The sequence below is a fragment of the Methanoculleus horonobensis genome, assembly GCF_001602375.1.
Classification (GTDB): Archaea; Halobacteriota; Methanomicrobia; order Methanomicrobiales; family Methanoculleaceae; genus Methanoculleus; species Methanoculleus horonobensis.
The window spans coordinates 457078-475781 of record NZ_BCNY01000015.1 but is presented as its reverse complement, the minus strand read 5'-3'; the positions used below and the strand labels follow the sequence as shown (position 1 = coordinate 475781).

Here is an 18704-nt window from a genome sequence, read left to right as displayed (position 1 = left end):
TGACTCCGGATTGTTTAGTTCGCATTTACCTAACTGTTTTGCCGGGCAAAAATCATCCGACCTTCTTCAAGATCTCCACCAGGAGATCCAATTCGTTCTCATCGAGCGTCCGCACCACCCTCTCGATCATCCGGCTCAGCGCGTTCCGCTCGGCGTTTGCCAGCATCCGGCCCTTCTCGGTCAGCCGGATGTAGGTGACCCGCCCGTCGTCGGGGCACTTCTGGCGGTAGGCACACTCCATCCGGACGAACCGATTAACCATCTCCGTCACGGTGGGTTTCGAGTTCCTGGTGATCTCGGCAAGACTGCTGAATGTCACGTCGCCGTGCTCGTCGATCGTCTTCAGGTAGGCGACCTGCTTCACCGTCAAACGGCTGAGCCCGCATTCGGAGAAGATCTCGGAGGAGCATTCGTTCTTGATGGCGATCAGGCGATCAAACACTTCGAACAGGTGCTCTTGTCTTGCCGCCATGGTTGATACTGATTAGTTTGGGTTGACCTAACTATAAAGGTTGTGATAGCAGCCGGCACCGGGAGAGCACACGGGCTCTTGAAGGTTCAGGTATTCGTAGACCCACCAAGCACCGCAAACCCCCCATCCGGGGTCTGCACGATATCCGTGACGATATCCACCTTCGCCTCCGTGCCGGTACTGACCCGGACAATCTCACCGCGCTCGTCGCATATCATCACGTGAATCGGCGACCCGAGATGGTTCCCCATGGTGTAACCGTCGCCCTCGGAACTCTCGAGGGAGGCACAGGCGTAACCGCCGCCGGAGGCCCGGACAACCGGGCAGGGCATATAAAACTCCGTTACGCTCATGTCCGAACCGTCCCGGGCGAGGGTTCGGTCGACCGTGACTGATTTTCCGACGGCCTCCCCCTTCAGGGCCCGGCCGACCTTATAGAGCAGCTCCACGCTGCCGTCCGGCTTCTCTCGCACCGAATATACACGGTGAAGCATGACCCCGATATACTCAGGGCCTTCCTCGAAGGTGCGGATCCAGATGACGTTGCCTTCCCCATCGAGCCGCATCACCCAGAGCGGATGGCTATCCGTCGTCCCTGCAACGATGCACCCCCCGTCCGACGCCGAAGCGACCTCGATAGCCCGCCCCCGGCCGAGATCCGGGTAGGTCTCTTCCCGGAGCAGCGACCCGGTATCGTTCACGACCGCCACCCAGACATCCCTCTCGTGCTTGCTCCCTGCAGCCACGATGCCTCCGTCCGGCAGACCGGAGATTCCAGGCACGGACCCCGAAACCCGGCTGCTCCAGACCGGTGTCCCGTCACCGGCCACCCGGAATAGAGACCCGTCACCCGTCCCGGCGGTGAAACTGCCGTCAGGGTGGGAGACAACTGCCTCAACGCCATACCGTGCCGGGAACGACCAGTTCCACTCGATCCGGCCGTCCTCCGCGATCTTGAGCAGCAGGGCGTGCTCATCGCTTCCCGGAGATTGTTTGACCGACCCTCCGACAAGCAGGCCGCCGTCCGAAACCGGCAACAGGACGGTGCCGTATTCGTCGCCCCCTCCATCAAAAGCGGTGTGCCAGATCTCGGTACCGGCGGCGTCGGTTCGGGTGACGGAGAGAGCATGACGGTCGGCGACAGCGTCGATCGAGAGGCACCCCGATACGGCAGTGAGGACGATGAGGGATAAAAGAGCAAGAGATATCGCCATTTTACGGGCTGCATGAGTTTTGCCGTCAACGAGCATACGTTTCAATCGATGGAGATCTTCTCTCCCGGAGTCGGTCATTATAGATTGATACCCCCGGGAATAACGTGGTAGTCGGCCGGCACCGGGACAAAGCCGGACTCTGTGCTCGAAACGGCCATATTCACCGTTGCCGTCCAGATGTTCTCTTTGATCAGATGTTTCACACCGCCGCCGCCCCGGTACTCGAGATCGAACGAGATCGATGTGGCGTTCTCCGGCGGGACAAAGCCGTCGAGGAAGACGACCGTGGTGTAGGTGCCCCCCGATCCCCGGGTGAACCCGGCGACGCTCGCGTTCTCGGGGGTCCCGAGGACCGGCACGAGCAGCCGCGGCTCTTCTTTCGTCTCGAACTCGCCGGTCGGTCTGAAGATATCCTGCGCGTAGTCTTCCGTCGTCGTGAACGCGATCATCTTCCCGTACGGCGTCTCCCGGATCGCCGTCCGCCACCCGGCGGGCTGGAGAACACTGGACGACTCGAACATCACCAGCTCGCCCTCCGCGTTCGCCGGAACCGGGATCATGACCGTGGCGGTGCCGTTCACGGCAAGAACGGAGAGACCGGTGATCTCGATCATGTAGGAGTCGTTCGGCATGGTCGTCTCGACGAACCCGACAGCAAGGAAGAGCAGGAAGACCACCCCGGCGAGGATGGCGAGCGCTATGAGCAGGTTCAGTACGGTTTTTCTGGTATTGCTACGTTTTTCGCCCATCTTCTCACCACCGCCCGGCCGGGTGGGCCCCGCCTTCCGGATCTATGCATGAGAACTCAACGTTCCCCTATAAACGATTTCTGTCACGATCCTCTACACGTCGAGCCGGATCCCTTCGTTTTGCTCCGGAGAATTCAGGGACACTCACTGGACCGGTCGATACCGAACCCAGACTCCTGAGGGGACCGGCTACCCGAAGACACGCAGAGGCGTGCGATGGGAGAATGGCAGAATAGCACCGTTTTTATACTCCCGGCCACCTGATCTTTTTAATGCGCCATCAACTCCCTCTCGCGAGGACTGCTCTGCTCCTCATCATCCTCCCGCTTATAATCGCCCCGGGGAGCGCTACTGGCACCATATCAAGTGAGGGGGAGTTTCCGGAGGCGATACCGGGCGATCCGACCCCGGTATACATCTGGAATGTGCCGCTCAAACTCCTCCTGCTCGACTTTGTCTTCATGACCGCACCCCTGCTCTTCCTCCCGGTGCAGTTCCTCATATCAGTAACCGTATGGCTCATTCTCGGCCAGAAGAGGATCTCCCGAAAGAACGTTTTCGAACACGGCACCCGCCGTGCGGCATACCTCTGCATCCGGGAGAACCCCGGGATCAACCACGCTTCCCTCTCACACAGGCTGGGGGTTAACATTGGAACGCTCCGGTACCACCTTGCAACCCTCTGCGAGACCGGACGGATAGTAGCTGAGCGCGATCACGGATTCTTGCGGTACTATGCGAACGGCAGACCGGCCAGTGAGGGAGAGGGCTACCCCATCAACGGGACACGAAAGCAGATCCTCGATCTCCTTGCACAGGACCCGGGAATGGCGCGGAAAGAAGTCGCATCCGCGCTCGGGATCTCCGGCGCATCGGTGACCTGGCATATGGCGCTGCTCATCCGGGACGGTGCCGTACGGAGCGAGAGAGACGGAAGGCTGGTGCGCTACTTCCCCCGGCGGGATGTTGTATCCCGGGCGGACAGGGGCGCAGACGCAACCGGTTAGGTTACCCGGGGGCGGTTGGGCTGGAGACGATGAACGAGTCCCGGTTCTCGGCACTCACCTACCCGTAGACTACGGACTCGGCTGCTGCAAGATCCTGCGGGGTGAACGCGATAAGAACCTCTTCTGGAGACGGCGGGGATCCCGGGCTCCGGTGGGGAGTGATCGTGATGGTGTACCAGCACGCGTCCGGGCCGAACGTCACTTCTTTCACCGGGCAAAACATCCCGTTCGAAACCTCGTAGAGCCTTCCCCGGGTCTCGTTGTAGTGGTCCCCGTACGCGTTCGGATTTACAAGAAGCCTCATACCCCGGTCCCGGAAGGGAATATCCTCCAGGGCGATGGCGTCGACCTCCCGCAAGAGTTCGAGGGGGTGCACCCCCTGCACGGAAAAATTGAACTTCTGCGATTTGGCCGATACTGTTCCGCCCGGCCCCACATACGCCTCGTAGCCGTGCTGTTCGCCGTCCTTATCACCGTAGAAGTAGAGCCATATCACCCGAGCCGCGCCATTCCCGGCGAGATCGACCTCCAGCTTCCGCAGCACAGCCGACTCGTTCTCAACGCCGGTGCTCTCGACGGCGATCTCCCAGAGGTTCAGGATGGCCGGATGGTATGCCGGGGACTCAAGATGGGTGATATTCTCGATACGGGTGACCTCCGGGGCCTCCGGTAAGATGAAGAAGTGCATGCAGGCGTAGACAACTATTACTCCGACGATAACGGCAAGGATCGGTCGTCTCATGGTAGTTCCGGGCCGATGGAACCGGCGTGGTTAAAGTCAGTATGGAACCGCCCGGGCTTGAAATTTCCGAAACAGACCTGCGTTCTCGCTCGGGGCACAGTATCGCTGGTTTACCCCGGCCGTTGGTCTGCTCAGGCCCTCTCGCCGTCTCGATGTGTAGAGAGATGTGACAGAAAACGTAAATAGAGTGGCAATCCAGTCTCAAGAAGGCAATACCCGTGGAAGCATTTGCATCTGAAGCGATAATCCCCGGGATGTACTTACTTTCTGAAAAGGAACGGTGATCGGGTTGAACGGAAAACTATTATGCAGCATCGTGCTGGCGATAGGCTTTGTCGGCCTCCTCGGGTACGGGCTCGTATCGCACGCCGCGGAGGACATTGTCGTGAACACTACCACCTCCGGCGGCACGATCGTCTTTCAGGACAACGACTCCCACGGAGTCTTTCACATCGGCAGAGCTTCGACCGACTTCAGGAGCAACGCAACATTTTCGAATTCGATCCCCTCAATCGAGACGGGAACCGGGAGAAGCGTCTTCACTGCTACATGGAGAAACGACCAGAAAAACGAATTTAGCAGCGCAAAGAAAGCCACCTTCACCCTAACAGTCTGGAACCCTGCAGGGATACCTCACAGCACAACTCAGGAATCAGAAGGGATCAATTCCGGAACGTTGACTGTATCCTGCTCCCCGTTTGAACCCGGAGAGGGGCGGTTCGAGCTCACATCGACCGTCCATGAGAGGCGATTGAACCTCCCGGCAGTACTCCACCGCTGATACCAACGATTTTCAGGCCGCCCATCGGTAAAAACAAGCTCCCCTCACCCGGACGAAGGATGAATGGGGGCTATACCACCCCCCGGCCCTGCCTAGTGTCAGAGCGATAACGGGCACCGGCTGCCTCTCTTCAACCAACCGTGACCCGACGTGTGGACGATCATGACAGAGAACGTTTATAGGAGGACATCGATTTCTCCTTCATCGATACCGGAAGCGGACGGGCGGTTACCATCGTTCAAGGAAAAGAAGACCATGTCAACAGAAATATCACCGGAAAGCGCCTTCTCCGGCCCCCGGCGGGTCTTCCAGAAACTCAACGAAAAACCGCTGCGCGACGATCTCACATTCTACTTCGCGATCGTCGCAGTCGCATCAGTCCTATTCATGATGCTACCCCTCCTTACGGGAGAGGAGCTGAAGATTGACGGAATACACCGGTTCTGGTTTATTGGGGCAGACATCCTTGTCACCCTGACACAGGGCCTGATAACCGGGGCCGTCGCCCTCCTCGCCGTCAGCCTCGTCGAGCACTTCTTCCTGCTCTTCGTCGACGTACACCGGGAGTTCGAGCAGACGATGAAGTCGGCGGTCTATGCTCTCGCGCCGCTCATCCTCTTCTCCTGGGCGGTTCTCCTGGGGGTTCCGTTTGCCGGCCTGCTCCTCCTCGGCTGGTTCTGCCTCTCGACCTACTTCGGCGTATGGATATTCCACGAGAAGTCCAAGGACCGGGCCGTCTTCGTCGCTCTTGCGACAGGCGTGGTGCTCGCGTACTATCTCCATCGCGCGGTGGGAGTCGTATAACCGGTGACGAACATGAACTGCAACCACCTGTCGCTCCTGTGGAAACTACTCCTCGTCCTTGCCGTAGTCGTCCTCGCGGTCAACTTCTACCAGGATATAATCCTGCACGGCCGGCCCGGCGCCTTTGCCCGGTACCTGTTTTTCGTCCTGCTGTTTAGCAGCCTCATCGTGCAGGTTGCGAGCAAACGGTGCCGGGAGAAGCAGCCGGACTGACCGTTCTGCCGCGGTGGAAGAACCGCATCGAGATATCCCTTCTACCGCCTTTCCGGGAACAAAACGGATTGAAGGGCCCCGACGTGTAGACGATCGTGACAGAAATCGTTTATAGAAGAACGTTGACCTCTCCCGCAGGTTTCCAGGACACGGCAGCCGAACCGCGTCCCGGGTTCAGTCCCGATATGGTGCAGTATGTCAGGTAAGATCGTCGCCCCTCTTCCCCGGAGCCGGTTCTCGTCGACCATCCCCCCGCTCGTCGCGGTCGCTGCATGCATCGTCTGGGCGGATATCACCGTGTGCATCTCCGGGACGCCGCAACAGGTTCTCCCCGTCTTCGTTCTCGTGATGGTCACCCTTGCGGTCGCGGGGGCCGCGACACCGCTCCCGCTCATCTCGGGCGCCGTCCCGGTCAGGAGAGAGCGGCAGGCGACGCTCGTTGCCGTTGCAGCCTCGGTTCCGTTCGTCGCCGCCCTGCTGATAAATCCCGACGGGTGGCCGGGCGGGCCTGCTCCCCTGATCGCGGACAGGGTGCCGGTATTCGGGTGGCTCTTCGACGGGATCATGAGCGCCCTGCCCCTCACCGCGGGCACCCCCGCGTATAACCTGCTTTTCTCCGCGTTCACGGGCTTCGGGTTCTACCTCGAGTGCGTGCTCGCCGCAACCCTGCTCTACGCCGCCATCCGCCTGACCGCCGCCCCCGCCCCGCGGTTGCAGGGAGAGGGGCACGCCGAGGAGGAGGGATGAGAACGGCGCCCGAGAAGACCTCGATCGCACTCGCCCTCACCGCGGCCTACTTCCTCGCCGTTCCCGTGACCGGCGCGTATGCCCGGTTCGTCTACAACGGCCAGTTCGATCACCGGGTCGCAGAGGTCTCGCCGGCGCTCCTCCTCTTCTGTATCCTCTCCCTTGCGGGAGCGGTGCTCTTTGCCGCAGCAGTGCGGGAAGAAGGCGGCAGGTGGTGGGCGGCAGTGCCCCTCGCGGTGCTCCTCCTCGCCCTCGCCGTCTTCGGGCCGCTGCCCGGGTCATCCGGGCCCGGCCAGCTCGCGACCGTCCTCCTTGCCCCAGGGGTCCTGATCCTGCTCGGGGCGCTGTCGCTTGAGAGGGGATCGACGGCATGGTTCGGGGTGATCGAAGCGGGGGTCATCAGCCTTTTCGGCCTGGTCCGGGCATACGGCCTCTTCCTCGCTCCGGCGCTCCCGGAGACCGTCAGAGTCCACTCGCCCTCGCTCTACGAGTTCGCCGGAGCGGCTTACGTCTACGCCGGGCTCGGGCTCCTCGGCATCCTGCTCCTCGTCCTCGCCTGGCAGCGGAGTGCGGCACACCGTCCATAAATTCCCACGCAGAGGCACTCCCCGGCCGGGATGCATGTAGAGAGGTATTTGAGGGCGGCGACTCCATACTCCCTGAACAGCAATGGTCCCGTGGGAACTCGTATTCGCCATCATACCCGGCCTGATCCTCTTCTTCTACGGGATAGAGAACTTCTCGCGGGAGATCCTCGCGGTCGCGAAAGGCAGTTTCGCGAAGATCCTGGGGCGGCTGACGTCGCGGCCGGTCGTCGGCGCACTCATCGGCGCCGTCGTCACCGCCCTCGTCCAGTCGAGCGCGGCGACCACGATCATCACCATCGGGCTCGTCAACGCCGGGACGCTCTCCTTCCTCCAGAGCCTCGGGATCATCATCGGCTCGAACATCGGCACGACCGTCACCGCCCAGCTCGTCGCCTTCAAGATGACCGCTCTCGGGCAGGTGCTGATCCCGGCCGGGTTCCTCGTCGGGATCTTCGGGCGGCGCTACCGGTTCCTGGGGAAACCCCTCTTCTACTTCGGGCTGGTTCTCTTCAGCCTGAACCTCATCTCCACTGGGCTCGCGCCGTTCCAGAGCGACCCCGAGATCATCGCGCTCGTTACCGAGTACTCGGCCCTCCCGCTCGCCGTCCTGATCGGGTTCCTCTTCACCACCGCAGTGCAGTCGAGCTCCGTCACCACCGGCCTCGTCGTCGTCCTCGCCCAGCAGGGGCTGCTCACCCTCCCGCAGGCGATCCCCATCCTGCTCGGCGCAAACATCGGCTCGACCACGACGACCCTGATCGCCTCCGCCCGGATGAACCTCTACTCCCGGCGGGCGGCGGCGGCCCACTTCATCTTCAACCTCGGCGGGGTGCTCCTGATCCTGCCCTTCCTCGTGCCGTTCACCACGCTCGTAACGGCGATCGGCGGAACCGAGGCGCAGATGGTGGCGAACGCCCACCTCGCCTTCAACCTGATCGCGGCGGCGGTCTTCCTCCTCTTCATCGGGAGGTTCGGGCAGCTCGTGGAGCGGGCGGTGCCCGGAAGCGAACCCGAGATCCTGATGCGGACGCGCCACCTCGAGGAGGGCATCCCCGACGACACGGAAGTCGGGTTCGAGGTGATCCGACAGGAACTCAGGCACGCCCATGAGGTCACGCTCGACCTCTTCCGGGCAGTGATGACCTACCTCGCCACCTCAAAGGAGGCGGACTACCAGATGGTCGAGCGGCTCAAGAGCCTGAACAACTACCTCGATGCGAGGATCGAGCAGGCGCTCCGGACAATCTCCGCGAGGCCGCTCTCTGATGCGGAAGCGACCGAGGTGGTCTTCCTGGTGCGGATGTCGAACGAGATCGAGCGGCTCGGCGACCTCGGGGCTGACCTCGGGGAGTTCTTCCGCAGGATGTTCCAAAACGGCAACGGCGTCTCCGCCGTCCTGGTGAAGAAGACGGAGGGTGTCTACCGGATTCTTGACGAGAACATCGTCGGGCTCGGGCTCCTCTTCCCGAAGATCCTGGACGCGACCGTCGCGGAACTCCGCGGCCGGGACGTCGAACTCCAGCACGCCATCAACGACCGCTACCGCGAACAGCTCATCAACCTCAAGAGGGAGGGCGCGTTCGGGGACAGCCGCTACCTCGAGGTTCTCTCGATCATCGAGGCGGCGAACGCCAGGGTGCGGGACCTCCGTAAACTTGCCGAGCAGTACTCGCGCGAGAAGACGGCCGGGACACCGTCAGCCGGTCTGGACGACCCGCTTTCGCTGCGCAATCCGGTAGCCGGAGACGACCTGGAGCGAGTCGCCCATCTCCCGGTCGAGCGCTGCGTCCCCCGAGTCGACGTAGAGGAGGGGAGTTGCGGCGAGCTTCCCCGGCGTGGCGACCACGACCAGGTTCCGTAGCCCGGCCTTCCGGATCACCGCGGGGCTGATCTGCTGGTTCCCCCTCCCGAGGACGAAACCCTGGGCGCCGATGGGGCTTATGACGATCTTAGCCCGCGGGTAGGTGTCGAGGAGGGCGAGCAGCGTCCGCTCGTCGGCGTTGCGGGCGAGGACCTCCCCGTTCCTGACGGCGTCGACCCCGAGGAGCGTGGGGAGAAGCCCGAGCCGCTCCATGATCCGGGCGGTCGTGCTCCCGGCGCCGAAGATGTAGAGGGTGTCCGGGATCATGATCTCGGCGATGAACGCCGCAATATCCTCCTTCGCCCGCTCCTCGTCCTGCTGCTCGAAGACCTGCTTCCCTCCCTGGGTCCGCTCCGGGATATAGGGGACGCACGCGTAGCCGTAAAGCCGGGCGGTAAGCCGGCCGGAGCGGTAGGCCTCCTCGTCGACGTCCATCACCTCGGAGTCCCGGCAGGGGACCTCCCCCGCCCGGCGGATGAGGTCGGCCGCCGCCGCCGGATTGACCGCGAAGACCGCAGAATACATCTTCACCCCGGCGGGGATGCCGAGGATAGGCACCTCCCGCCCCACCGCGTCGAAGACGTCCCGGGCCGTCCCGTCCCCGCCGCAGAATACGACAAGATCCACCCCGGCCGCAAGGAACGCCCGGCACGCGGCCTTCGTCTCGGCCGCACCCGTCGGGACGGCGGGCCGGTAGAGAACAGTGAAGCGTTCGATCCCCGCCGCAGCGAGGACGTCCTCGCCCATCGGCGCGGCACAGGTGCACCATGCGATATCCTGACCCCGGAGAGCGGAGAGGGCCTGCACCGCCCGGTCGGCAGAGCGTGGGACGGCGCCGCGCCGGAGGGCTTCGGCCGCCTGCCCGTCCGTCCCCGCGAGCCCCACGGCGCCGCCCATCCCGGCGATGGGGTTGACCAGGAACCCAATCCGTCTCATTCTTCTACCCTTTCGCGCCGGAGCATATCAGGTTCGGGGTCGGGGACGAGCCCGCGCCGGAGCGCGGCTATCGCCGCCCGGAGGGCCGCGTGCATCGCGGCCTCGTCGCCCGCGTGCTCCTCGATCAGCCGGACGAGCGCGCTCCCCACGATGACGCCGTCCGCACCGGCGGCGACGACGGTCCGGACGTGTTCCGGGCGCGAGACCCCGAACCCGACGGCGAGAGGAAGACCGGTCTTCTCCCGCACCGCGCCGACCAGCCCGGCGATACCGGGGGGGAGGCGGTCGCGCTCGCCGGTGACCCCCTCGAGCGAGATCAGGTAGACGAACCCGGATGCTCCGGAAAGGATCGCGTGCTGCCGCTCCGGCGACGTCGTCGGGGCGATGAGGGCGATCCGGTCGATGCCGTATCGGGCGGCGCAGGGCGCGACCTCGCCCGACTCCTCGCTCGGAAGGTCGACGATGAGGACGCCGTCCGCGCCGGCGGCCGCGGCCTCCGAAAAGAACCGGTCCGGCCCCCGGCGGTGGATGATGTTATGGTAGGTGAAGAGGACGAGGGGGAGCGCCGGCGCATATCCCCTGATCCGCCGGACGAGGGCGAAGACGTCGTCTGGGGTGGTCCCCGCCCGGAGGGCGCGGACGTGCGCCCGCTCGATCACGGGGCCGTCCGCCACCGGGTCGGCATAGGGGACGGCGATCTCGAGGAGGTCGGCGCCCGCATCGATCATCGCCTTCGCCACCCGGAGCGACGCCTCGATCCCGGGGTCCCCCGCGACGGTGAACCCGATGAAGACCGGGCTCTTCCGGGCAAAGAGGGCGTCGATCCGGCTCATGCGACGCCCCCGTGAAGGTTCGCGACGTCGGCGACGTCTTTGTCCCCCCTCCCCGAGAGGTTGACGACGAGGATGCCGTCCTTATCGAGATCGTCCGCCGCCCGGAGAGCGTAGGCGACCGCGTGGGCGGACTCGAGCGCCGGGATGATCCCCTCGGTGCGGGAGAGACGGCGGAAGGCGTGGAGTGCCTCGGCGTCGGTGACCGCCTCGTAGCGGACCCGCCCGGAGTCCTTCAGCATGGCGTGCTCCGGCCCGACCGAGGGGTGGTCGAGGCCCGCGGCGACGGAGTGCGTCTCGAGCGCCTGGCCGTCGCCGTCCTGGAGAAGGTAGGAGAGCGCCCCCTGAAAGACCCCGACCGAACCGGCAGAGAGCGAAGCGCCGTGTCGGCCGGAATCGAGCCCCTCGCCTCCCGCTTCCACGCCGACCAGTGCAACGTCGTCGTTCACGAACGGGTAGAAGATGCCGATCGCGTTCGAACCCCCGCCGACGCAGGCGACGACGGTGTCGGGGAGCCGACCTTCCCTCTCAAGGATCTGTCTTCTCGTCTCCTCGCCGATGACCGACTGGAAATCGCGGACGATCCGGGGGAAGGGGTGCGGGCCGACGCAGGAGCCGAGCAGGTAGTGGGTATCCCCGAGGTTCGCCACCCAGTCGCGCATCGCTGCGTTGATGGCGTCCTTCAGTGTCCGCGTCCCGGAAACGACCGGGACGACCCGGGCACCGAGGAGTTCCATCCGAAAGACGTTCAACGCTTGGCGGCGGGTATCCACCTCGCCCATGTAGACCTCGACGGGCAGACCGAGCGCCGCGCCCGCGATCGCCGTCGCGACGCCGTGCTGCCCGGCGCCCGTCTCGGCGATCAGCCGGCGCTTGCCCATGAACTTCGCCATCAGCGCCTGGCCGAGGGTGTTGTTCAGTTTGTGCGCACCGCCGTGGAGGAGGTCTTCCCGTTTCAGGTAGACCCGGCAGCCGAGGTCGCGGGAGAGGTTCGCGCAGTAGGTGAGCGGCGTCTCCCGCCCGGCGTACTCGCGGAGGTACCAGGAGAGCCGGCTGGAGAACTCCGGATCCTCGCGAACCCGCTCGTAGGTCTCTTCGAGCTCGATCAGCGCGCTCATCAGGGTCTCGGGCACGTACCGCCCGCCGTATATACCGTATCGTCCTGGTTTCATGGATTGTCCATCATCCTGCATATCTTCACGAACGCCCGCATGAGGCGCTCGTCCTTGATCCCCGGCGCCGCCTCGACGCCTGAACAGACATCGACCGCATGCGGCCGCACCGCCAGGATTGCGTCGGCGACGTTCCCGGGGGTGAGCCCTCCCGCGAGGATGACCGGGACCGGGGAGGCGGCCACGCACTCACGGGCATACTCCGGGTCGAACGCCCGCCCGGTGCCGTGGCTACCATCGACGATCACCGCGTCGCAGTCGTCCCGGAGAGCGTCGCCGGGAGAGAGCATCCTGATGACCCGCACCCCCGCATCACGGGGCACCTCAAGACTGCCCGGCACCTGAACCACGTCCGGCCCCGAGGAGAGGAGCGACGGGATGTCTTCGGGCCGGTCGGTCGAGGTGACCGCGACCGTGGTCGCGAACGGCGAAACCGCCGCGAATATCCCCCGCGCCACCTCCGGGCTCACCGACCGGGGGGAGGGGCTCGCGAGCACCACGCCGATCGCGTCGGCTCCGGCCGCCACGGCGAGGAGTGCGTCGCGAACGCTCGTCATCCCGCAGATCTTCACGCGAATACGAACCCCTCCAGCCGTTTTCTCCGGTCGCGGGCCGACATCAGGGCGGATCCTATCAGGAACGCGTCGCAGTGCCGGGAGAGGCTCCGGACGTCGCAGGGCCATATGATGCCGCTCTCCGAGACCACGATCCTCCCCGCGTCGCGGGCCGCTCTCGCGAGACGGACGGTCGTCGAGAGATCGACCGTCATCGTTGCGAGGTTGCGGTTGTTGATCCCGATGAGGGTCGCATCCGTCGCGAGAGCGCGCTCCATCTCGTCCCTATCGTGAACCTCGACGAGCGGCTCGAGCCCGAGCGCGAGCGCCGAATCAACGAACGCGGGGAGGCGATCATCGAGCACCCGGGCGATCAGGAGGACGGCGTCGGCGCCGAGCACCCGGGTCTCGGCGAGCTGGCGTTCGTCGATGATGAAGTCCTTCCGGAGGACCGGGACGGATACCGCACGCCGCACCCGGACGAGGTTCTCGATACTCCCCGAAAAGTAGGTGGGTTCGGTCAGCACCGAGAGCCCGGCGGCCCCGGCGGCGACGAACTCCCGGGCGATCGCTTCGGGGGTGCAGCCCTCGTGGATCCTCCCCCGCGACGGAGAGGCGTACTTCACCTCGGCGATGACCGCGTGCCTCCCGGAAGAGGCGCGTATCGCCGCTGCGAGACTCCGGCGGGGCAGGGGATCGGGATCGACCAGCTGGTCGAGGTGCCGGAGGCGCTCGTTGGTCGACCTGACGATCTCGTCGAGGATCATGTCCCGCCTCCGGTCGCCCCGACCAGCCGGCGGAGCCGGTCGAGCGCCGCCCCCGAGTCGATCGACGCCTCGGCGCGGGCGATCCCCCGGGCGATATCGCGAGCCTTCCCGCCGAGGTAGATCGCCGCCCCGGCGTTGAGGAGGACGATATCCCGGACGGGGCCCTCCTCTCCCGACAGGAGGGAAAGGAGGGTCGCGGCATTCTCCTCCGGCCCGCCGCCCCGGACGGCCGCGACGGATGAACGCGGAATTCCGAACTCCATGCAGTCGAGAGTATACGCCGTGACCTCGCCGTCCCGGAGTTCCGCAACCGTCGTCGACCCGGCCGTCGCGATCTCGTCGAGCCCCGCACCGTGGACGACCATCGCCCGCTCCGCCCCGAGATCGCCGAGGACCCGGGCGACCGGAAGGGTCAGGCGGGGGTCGTAGACGCCAAGCAGATGGGCTCCGGCGCCTGCCGGGTTCGTCAGGGGGCCGAGGAGGTTGAAGACCGTCCGTATCCCGATCTCCTGCCGGGCGGCGCGGACGTACTGCATCGCCGGGTGGTAGGCCGGGGCGAAGAGAAACGCGATCCCGGCGGCCGAAAGGACGTCCGCCACCCGTTCGGGCGGGATCGCGACGTCGACCCCGAGCGCCTCGAGGACGTCGGCCGAGCCGCACCGGCTCGAAACCCCACGGTTCCCGTGCTTCACGACCGGGATGCCTGCACCGGCCGCGACGAAGGCGGCCGCGGTGCTGATGTTGAACGTCCCCGCGCCGTCGCCCCCGGTCCCGCAGGTATCCACCCGCGCCCCGGGGGAGGGGAGGGAGACCGGGACGGCCGCCGCCCGCATCGCACGGGCGAACGCCGCGATCTCTATAACCGTCTCCCCCTTCATCCGCAGAGCCGTGAGGAATCCGCCGATCTGGGCGGGTGTCGCCGCGCCCCGCATGATCTCCTCCATCACCCCTCCCGCCTCGGCCGGGGAGAGATCCGTACCCGAGGAGACCCGGGCGATCGCCTCGCGGATCATGCCACGCCTCCCGTGCCGGAGAGGAAGTTCGCCACCAGCCGGTCCCCCTCGGGAGTGAGGATGCTCTCCGGGTGGAACTGCACCCCCTCGATCGGGAACGACCTGTGCCGGACGCCCATGACCGCCCCGTCGTCGCTTAAGGCCGTCACCGCGAGGCAGTCCGGAACGGATGCCGGGTCGATGACGAGCGAGTGGTAGCGGGTCGCGACGAGGGGGTCGGGCACGCCTGCGTAGATCCCCGCACCGTCGTGCCGGACGAGCGACCGCTTCCCGTGCATCAGCCGGTTCGCCCGGGTGATGCGGGCGCCGAAGGCGAGGCCGATCGCCTGGTGGCCGAGGCAGACCCCGAGCGTCGGGACGGCGCGGCTGATCGTGCCGAGAACCTCCCGGTAGAGGGCGGAGTCCCGGGGATGCCCCGGGCCGGGCGAGAGGACGATCCTATCGAACGATTCGGATTGGATCCGTTCAAACGGCGTATCGCTCTTCACCACGACCGGCTCCGCCCCGAACACCCCGATCTGCTGGCAGAGGTTGAAGGTGAAACTGTCGTAGCTGTCGATGACGAGCACCCGCATCACTCCGCCTCCGCACCGAGCGCCGCAAGCATCGCCCGCCCTTTGTTCTCGGTCTCGGCCCACTCCCGGCCGGGGTCGGAGTCGGCCACGATCCCCGCTCCCACCTGGACGGAAGCAACGCCGTCCTGCACCAGAACCGTCCGGATGGCTATCGCAAGGTCCATCGTGCCGGAAAACCCGACATAACCGACCGCCCCGGCATAGATACCGCGGCGGAGCCCTTCCGTCTCGCCGATGATCTGCATCGCCCGGACCTTCGGGGCGCCCGAGACGGTTCCTGCCGGGAAACAGGAGCGGAGGGCGTCGAACCGGTCGCACCCTTCCCGGAGCCTCCCCGAGACCGTCGAGACGATGTGCTGGACGTGAGAGAACCGCTCGACGGTCATGAAATCCGTCACCGAGACGCTCCCGAAGGCGGAGACCGCCCCGACGTCGTTTCTCGCCAGGTCGACGAGCATGACATGCTCCGCCCGCTCCTTCTCGTCGCTGAGGAGTTCGGCCGCGAGCAGGTCGTCCTCCGCCGGGGTCCGCCCCCGCGGCCGGGTGCCGGCGATCGGGACGGTCGTCACCCGGCCGCCCTCCACCCGGACGAGCATCTCGGGGCTGCTCCCGGCGACCTGGCGGTCGCCGAAGTCCAGGTAGTACATGTAGGGGCTCGGGTTCTCCGCCCGGAGGTGCCGGTAGACGGCGAACGGGTCGCCCTCGATCCGGCAGGCGAGCCGCCGGGAGAGGACGGCCTGGAAGACGTCTCCTGCCGCAATATGCTCTTTTATCCGGAGGACCGCGTTCGAGAACTCGTCCGGGGTGCAGGACGACGCCGGAACGCCGGATCTGCACCGCCCGCACGGCGACGGTGGCGCAAGATCGCGAATCCGGGCGGCCCGTTCCGCGATCCCCGTCCGGGCCCGATGGAACTCCTCTTCCGCGTCGGTCCCGTCGGCAACGAGCAGGTTTGCGACGAGCGCGAGCCGCTCTCTCTTGTGGTCGAGGGCGAGGCAGTCCTGCGCCAGCATGAACCGGGCGGCGGGTTCTTCGGCTCCCTCCAGTTCGGGAACCGGGTAGAGGGACGAGGCAAGGTCGTAGGCGAAGTAACCGGTAAGCCCCCCCGAGAACCGGGGGAACGGCGCGGAGGCGACCCGGAACCGGCCCATGAACGACCGGAGGACGTCGAGGGGATCCTCGCCCTCGACGCCGGCGGCAACCTCCCGGATGCGCGAATCGCCGGAGACCGTCAGCGTGCCGTCGGAGGCCACGGCGACGGTCGCGGCAGGGGCGGTGCAGATGAACGAGTAACGGGCGGTCTTCTCGCTCCCCTCGAGCGACTCGAGCAGGAACCCCGGGCCGTCCCGGAGGGAGGCATAGAGGTCGGCCGGCGATGCCGCGGGGAGCGGGATCTCTGCAAAAACCGGGACGAGAAGAGGCCGGCCAGCCGCGTCCGCCGCGGCAACGGCCTCCTCGTATCCCGAGATTGTGTTCAGCTCTCTTGGAGCGCCGTCCAGTCCACCGGCATCACCCCGTCACCGGCAGCCGGGCGAGCGACTCTTTGATCAACTCGGCCGGGTACTCGTAGTCGACGAGCTTTCCTGCAAAATAGGCCTCGTAGGAGGAGAAATCGAAGTTGCCGTGCCCGGAGTTGTTGAAGAGGATTGTCTTCGCGTCCCCGGTCTCCCGGCACTTGATGGCCTCGTCGACCGCGGCCTTCACCGCGTGGGCGGCCTCGGGCGCGACGACGATCCCTTCCGTCCGGGCGAAGAGCACGGCGGCCTCGAAGACCTCGTTCTGCCGGTAGGAGACCGGCCGGACGACCCCGTCCTGGACGAGGCGGGAGACGAGCGGCGACGCCCCGTGGTAGCGGAGCCCTCCGGCATGGATCGCCGGCGGGACGAAGTCGTGGCCGAGGGTGAACATCCGAAGAAGCGGTGTCAGCCCTGCAACGTCGCCGAAGTCGTAGGCGTAGAGCCCCTTCGTCAGGGTCGGGCAGGCCGCGGGCTCGACCGCGACGATATCGGTATCGGGATGCTTCCCGGTCATCTTCGCCCCCGCAAACGGGAAGGAGAGCCCGGCGAAGTTGGTGCCGCCGCCGACGCACCCGATCACCACGTCGGGATAGGTCTCCGCGGCCGCGAGCTGCTGCACTGCCTCCTGGCCGATGATCGTCTGGTGGAGGCAGACATGGTTGAGGACGGAACCGAGTGCGTAGTTGGTGTTCTCGTGGGCGGCTGCGTCCTCGACCGCCTCGGAGATGGCGATCCCGAGGGAGCCCGGCGTATCCGGATCGCGGGCGAGGATGGTCTGGCCGGATCGGGTCTTCTCGGACGGGCTCGGAATGCACTCGGCGCCGTAGACCTGCATCATGCTTTTTCGGTAGGGCTTCTGGTCGTAGGAACTCCGGACCATGTAGACGGTGCACTCCATGTCGAAGAGGCTCGTCGCAAACGCGAGCGACGAACCCCACTGCCCCGCCCCGGTCTCGGTCGCGAGCCGCTCGATCCCCTCTTCACGGTTATAGTAGGCCTGGGGGATAGCGGTGTTGGGCTTGTGCGAACCCGGCGGGCTCACGCCCTCCCACTTAAAGTAGATCTTCGCCGGGGTCTTCAAAGCCGCCTCGAGCCTTCTTGCCCGGTAGAGCGGGCTCGGCCTCCAGAGGGTGAGGATATCCCGGACCTCTTCAGGGATATCGATGTAGCGCTCGGTGCTCATCTCCTGCCGGATCAGTTCCATCGGGAAGAGATGGCGGAGATCGTCGGGGACCGCCGGTTTCCCGGTAGCCGGGTGAAGGGGCGGGTCCATAGGCGTCGGGAGGTCTGCCTGGATGTTGTACCACCGTTTCGGCATCTCCTCCTCGCCAAGGAGGAACTTCGTCTGCATGCATCACGGTGTACCTTGAACACATATATACATTAGTACGCATTGTTGATCAATTGGGATCGCCTTGGCACAGCGGGAACTCACCCCTTGCCTGAACCGCACGGGAAAAAGAGTATATGCACGCCCCGCCACGGGATACCGATGTACCTCCTCGCCCACGCCATGGTCGGCCTCCTCATAGGCGTCGTGCTTGCGGCGATCGCCGGCGACCGGCGGGTTCTCGCGCTCGCCGTGCTGGGCGCCGTGCTCCCCGACCTGATCGACAAGCCGCTCGGGCATATCCTCCTCGCCGGAACCCTGGACTACGGCAGGATCTACTTCCACGGCCTCACCGTTCTCTTCCTGGTCGTCATCGCCGGCCTCATCCTCTACCGCTACCGCCGGCGGATCGAGCTCTTCGCCGTCGCCGCCGGGATGTCGAGCCACCAGTTCCTCGACGGGATGTGGTGGCACCCGGTCGAGTGGTTCTGGCCGTTCCTCGGCCCCCTCCCGAGCCACGGCTACCCGGAAGACTACTTCTGGGAGTCGGTTCTCCGGGAGCTCGCCCAGCCAAGCGAATGGATCTTCTTCTTCCTGATAGCGGGGTTGTTCGCCTACATCTACCGTGAGGAACTCACGACCGCCCTCACGCGGCTCGCAGACACCTCGCTACGCCTGGCGCTCGTCGCCGCACTCGGCCTCGCCGTCCTTGCCACGCTGGCCGTGGGCTGGCGTCTCCTGCCCTGAGGACGCCTGCCGCCCCCCCGAACCGGCAGGCGAACGCCGGAAAACCCCAACCATTATATACGAGGCCGGAGAGTGGATTACCTGTG

20 protein-coding genes and 1 pseudogene are annotated in these 18704 nt (G+C 65.5%); 8 read left to right on the top strand and 13 right to left on the bottom strand.

Annotated features, from left to right (window positions below; genetic code table 11):
* Positions 1-52: 52 nt before the first annotated feature.
* From MCUHO_RS10105 to MCUHO_RS10095, 3 genes are all read right to left on the bottom strand, one after another.
* Positions 53-472: a MarR family winged helix-turn-helix transcriptional regulator gene (locus tag MCUHO_RS10105; RefSeq protein WP_067077822.1), complete on the bottom strand. Its 420-nt coding sequence runs from the start codon at positions 470-472 to the stop codon at positions 53-55.
* An 86-nt stretch (positions 473-558) separates the two neighbouring features.
* Entirely contained in the window at positions 559-1686 is a 1128-nt protein-coding gene (locus MCUHO_RS10100) for a PQQ-binding-like beta-propeller repeat protein (RefSeq protein WP_067077819.1), read from the bottom strand.
* A 77-nt stretch (positions 1687-1763) separates the two neighbouring features.
* Positions 1764-2435, bottom strand: coding sequence for a hypothetical protein (locus MCUHO_RS10095; protein WP_067077805.1), 672 nt, complete (start codon positions 2433-2435; stop codon positions 1764-1766).
* 272 nt (positions 2436-2707) lie between these two features.
* Between MCUHO_RS10095 and MCUHO_RS10090 the strand changes: the two genes are divergently transcribed.
* The gene (locus MCUHO_RS10090; protein ID WP_067077802.1) at positions 2708-3442 is read left to right on the top strand and encodes a winged helix-turn-helix transcriptional regulator; all 735 of its coding nucleotides are present in this window, start codon (positions 2708-2710) and stop codon (positions 3440-3442) included.
* A 58-nt stretch (positions 3443-3500) separates the two neighbouring features.
* On the opposite strand, the gene MCUHO_RS10085 is transcribed toward MCUHO_RS10090, so the two are convergent.
* The gene (locus tag MCUHO_RS10085; protein WP_067077799.1) at positions 3501-4184 is read right to left on the bottom strand and encodes a hypothetical protein; all 684 of its coding nucleotides are present in this window, start codon (positions 4182-4184) and stop codon (positions 3501-3503) included.
* Between the two features lie 280 nt (positions 4185-4464).
* Between MCUHO_RS10085 and MCUHO_RS10080 the strand changes: the two genes are divergently transcribed.
* The 6 genes and pseudogenes from MCUHO_RS10080 to MCUHO_RS13015 all read left to right on the top strand — a co-directional run.
* On the top strand, positions 4465-4965 hold the full coding sequence (locus tag MCUHO_RS10080; protein WP_235808240.1) for a hypothetical protein: 501 nt from the start codon (positions 4465-4467) through the stop codon (positions 4963-4965).
* A gap of 255 nt (positions 4966-5220) precedes the next feature.
* Positions 5221-5769, top strand: coding sequence for a Yip1 family protein (locus MCUHO_RS10075; RefSeq protein WP_067077796.1), 549 nt, complete (start codon positions 5221-5223; stop codon positions 5767-5769).
* A 12-nt stretch (positions 5770-5781) separates the two neighbouring features.
* Positions 5782-5982 carry a hypothetical protein gene (locus MCUHO_RS10070; RefSeq protein ID WP_067077794.1) on the top strand — a complete coding sequence of 67 codons (201 nt, stop codon included), beginning with the start codon at positions 5782-5784 and terminating at the stop codon, positions 5980-5982.
* 195 nt (positions 5983-6177) lie between these two features.
* On the top strand, positions 6178-6729 hold the full coding sequence (locus MCUHO_RS10065) for a hypothetical protein (protein WP_067077791.1): 552 nt from the start codon (positions 6178-6180) through the stop codon (positions 6727-6729).
* Complete coding sequence (locus MCUHO_RS10060) at positions 6726-7316, top strand: hypothetical protein (RefSeq protein WP_067077789.1); 591 nt, start codon at positions 6726-6728, stop codon at positions 7314-7316. Before MCUHO_RS10065 ends, MCUHO_RS10060 begins: the two co-directional genes overlap by 4 nt.
* Positions 7317-7398: 82 nt before the next feature.
* A pseudogene (locus tag MCUHO_RS13015) lies at positions 7399-8289 on the top strand (Na/Pi cotransporter family protein); the annotation flags it as partial.
* Positions 8290-9012: 723 nt separating this feature from the next.
* Here the strand turns inward: MCUHO_RS13015 and MCUHO_RS10055 are convergent.
* From MCUHO_RS10055 to MCUHO_RS10015, 9 genes are read right to left on the bottom strand one after another with little or no spacing between them, the layout of a single operon-like run.
* Positions 9013-10113 carry an ATP-NAD kinase family protein gene (locus MCUHO_RS10055; protein ID WP_067077785.1) on the bottom strand — a complete coding sequence of 367 codons (1101 nt, stop codon included), beginning with the start codon at positions 10111-10113 and terminating at the stop codon, positions 9013-9015.
* On the bottom strand, positions 10110-10946 hold the full coding sequence (trpA, locus tag MCUHO_RS10050; RefSeq protein WP_067077782.1) for a tryptophan synthase subunit alpha: 837 nt from the start codon (positions 10944-10946) through the stop codon (positions 10110-10112). The genes MCUHO_RS10055 and trpA overlap by 4 nt, the downstream gene beginning before the upstream one ends.
* Positions 10943-12115: a tryptophan synthase subunit beta gene (trpB, locus tag MCUHO_RS10045; protein ID WP_067077779.1), complete on the bottom strand. Its 1173-nt coding sequence runs from the start codon at positions 12113-12115 to the stop codon at positions 10943-10945. Before trpB ends, trpA begins: the two co-directional genes overlap by 4 nt.
* Entirely contained in the window at positions 12112-12687 is a 576-nt protein-coding gene (locus MCUHO_RS10040; RefSeq protein ID WP_084385992.1) for a phosphoribosylanthranilate isomerase, read from the bottom strand. Before MCUHO_RS10040 ends, trpB begins: the two co-directional genes overlap by 4 nt.
* The gene (locus MCUHO_RS10035; RefSeq protein ID WP_067077776.1) at positions 12684-13436 is read right to left on the bottom strand and encodes an indole-3-glycerol phosphate synthase TrpC; all 753 of its coding nucleotides are present in this window, start codon (positions 13434-13436) and stop codon (positions 12684-12686) included. Before MCUHO_RS10035 ends, MCUHO_RS10040 begins: the two co-directional genes overlap by 4 nt.
* Entirely contained in the window at positions 13433-14449 is a 1017-nt protein-coding gene (trpD, locus tag MCUHO_RS10030; protein ID WP_067077772.1) for an anthranilate phosphoribosyltransferase, read from the bottom strand. The genes MCUHO_RS10035 and trpD overlap by 4 nt, the downstream gene beginning before the upstream one ends.
* Positions 14446-15024, bottom strand: a complete 579-nt coding sequence (locus tag MCUHO_RS10025; RefSeq protein ID WP_067077768.1) for an anthranilate synthase component II — start codon at positions 15022-15024, stop codon at positions 14446-14448. The genes trpD and MCUHO_RS10025 overlap by 4 nt, the downstream gene beginning before the upstream one ends.
* Positions 15024-16493, bottom strand: a complete 1470-nt coding sequence (locus MCUHO_RS10020) for an anthranilate synthase component I family protein (protein ID WP_394328831.1) — start codon at positions 16491-16493, stop codon at positions 15024-15026. The genes MCUHO_RS10025 and MCUHO_RS10020 overlap by 1 nt, the downstream gene beginning before the upstream one ends.
* 40 nt (positions 16494-16533) lie before the next feature.
* On the bottom strand, positions 16534-17892 hold the full coding sequence (locus MCUHO_RS10015; protein WP_067077762.1) for a TrpB-like pyridoxal phosphate-dependent enzyme: 1359 nt from the start codon (positions 17890-17892) through the stop codon (positions 16534-16536).
* A gap of 141 nt (positions 17893-18033) precedes the next feature.
* Between MCUHO_RS10015 and MCUHO_RS10010 the strand changes: the two genes are divergently transcribed.
* A complete protein-coding gene (locus tag MCUHO_RS10010; protein WP_067077759.1) occupies positions 18034-18618 on the top strand; it encodes a metal-dependent hydrolase in 585 nt (194 codons plus the stop codon).
* The last annotated feature ends 86 nt before the right edge of the window (positions 18619-18704 follow it).